Source organism: Xanthobacter sp. BG11Y11_SDJG (assembly GCF_057364445.1).
In genome coordinates this window covers 1-1,726 of the sequence record NZ_JBNFNU010000604.1, presented here as the reverse complement: position 1 = coordinate 1,726, position 1,726 = coordinate 1, and the positions used below count along the sequence as shown (strand labels likewise).

The following is a 1,726-nucleotide window of genomic DNA, read 5'->3' as shown; positions in this document are numbered from 1 at the left end:
AGGGCGAGCGTTTGGGTCGCGCGCGATCCGGCTCGATTTCGGCCGCCCGGAGCAACCCTCTTGGGAGACGGCGGCACCGTCCAGAAACCAAACCGCCCGGCACCTGTGGCGCCCGGGCGGTCGGTGAACCACGCCATGGCTGCGCTTGCGGTCAGCAGCGCAGGCTGGCCATCAGGCCGCGGGGCGGACGGTCTTCTCGACCGTGGACTTCAGCGGCTCGGAGGTGTCGGCCGCCACCTTCTGGGCCAGGGCGGAAAGGTCCTTGGCTTGGGCGGAGACGGTCTCGAACTGCTTGCGGGCGTGGCCGGTGGACAGCTCCACCGCCTCCGCCAGGGTCTTGGCGGTCAGCAGCGCGTTGAAATAGTCGAACGAGGAATTCATGTTGGTCTGCAGCGCCTCGAGCATCTTCACGTTGAACGCGGAGACGCCCTTGCTGGCGGTGGTGCAGCTGTCCTCGATGGCCGCGTTCACCTGCTCGGCCGAGGTCTTGAGCTTGTCGTAATTGTCGCGGCAGGCGGCGAGGCCCTTCTCGGCCACATCGCGCATGGCCGGCGGCACCTCGAAGGCGGGCATGCCGTTGGCGGAGAAGGCCTTCTTGGCCGCTTCCAGCTGGTCCTGATAAGCCTTGATGAAGGTGTCGTTCATAGCATCCTCGGGTCGCTCGGGGGGGCGGCTTTGGGAGGACGGGGGCGCGCGCGGGACGGGTGGCGCAGTCGACCGTCCGGCAAGCGAAAGGCGCTACGCGACACGGCTCCGGGCACTGGCCCTGACCCCGCGACCCTTATAATCGAGGCGTTCGTGCGGCGCAAAATCATTTTGCGCCGCACAACAATTTAGGTAACGAGAAACCGCCTACTGACGGAAGTTGGGGTCGACGGCCTGATCGGCGGTGGTCTTGGCATCGCGCATGGCGGACTCGCCCATGGACTTGAGATCCTGAGCCGCATCCTGGGCGTTCTGGGCCGCCGTGGCGCTCAGCGTCTTCACCCGCTCCGCCAGCGCGCGGGCGTGCTCGTCGAGGTGCGCACCGTGTTCTCGCCCAGCGCCTTGGCCTCGGCGCCGAGCTTTGGCCTGCTCGGCGACCGCCTGCATCTGGCTGGAGAGGAACTCGGCCTGCAGGCTCATCATCTCCTGCGGGCTCTTGGCGGCCACCAGCTTGTGCAGGAAGTCGAAGCTCGCCGCGACGTTGGCCTCCATCAGGCCGATGGTCTTCTGGCGCAGGTCCTTCATGGAGGTGCGCATTTCCTCCAGCCGACCCTCGCCGTCGCCAACCGCGTCGCGCGCGCTCTGGAACAGCGTCTCGAACGCCTGCCGCGCCTGGGCCACATTCTTCTCCGCGATGGCGCGCATCTCCGCGGGCAACTCCAAGTCCGGACCGATCTTCGTCATGGGCGTCACTCCTCGGGTTGGGGCCGGGGCCGTCGGCCGCGCGCCCTCGCGATCTTAGTATGCTCCGCCCGCACCTCGGCAATATGAAAGAGGTCAAATTCGCCCGATTGCGGCGGCGTTAATCATTGCCCGCCACAATAGCCGGCCAAGCAGGCACGGCGCCCGAGGCAAGCTGGAAGGTATTCGCGGACCAAGACGATGACGGAGACGAAATCACGTCCCCTTGACCTGTCCGGACCGCGCCCGGAGGCGCTGGCCGCGGCGTCGCCGCCCGCCTTCCTCGCGGATGCCGAGCGGGCGCGCGTGCTGGACGCGAATGCAGCCGCCATCCGCCTCG

The 1,726-nt window shown here is 67.6% G+C and carries 2 protein-coding genes; both read right to left on the bottom strand.

Going from position 1 to position 1,726, the window contains the following annotated elements; all coding sequences use genetic code 11:
• Window positions 1-171 precede the first annotated feature (171 nt).
• Window positions 172-645 (bottom strand): phasin, encoded by a 474-nt coding sequence (locus tag AC2W7M_RS24890; RefSeq protein ID WP_486135736.1) that lies wholly within the window; start codon window positions 643-645, stop codon window positions 172-174.
• 207 nt (window positions 646-852) lie between these two features.
• On the bottom strand, window positions 853-1,389 hold the full coding sequence (locus AC2W7M_RS24885) for a phasin family protein (RefSeq protein ID WP_486135734.1): 537 nt from the start codon (window positions 1,387-1,389) through the stop codon (window positions 853-855).
• Window positions 1,390-1,726 lie beyond the last annotated feature (337 nt).

What these genes read in the sequence shown, in the direction of transcription:
- AC2W7M_RS24890 (WP_486135736.1), bottom strand. Translation starts at nt 645, where the DNA reads ATGAACGACACCTTCATCAAGGCTTATCAGGACCAGCTGGAAGCGGCC.
- AC2W7M_RS24885 (WP_486135734.1), bottom strand. Translation starts at nt 1,389, where the DNA reads ATGACGAAGATCGGTCCGGACTTGGAGTTGCCCGCGGAGATGCGCGCC.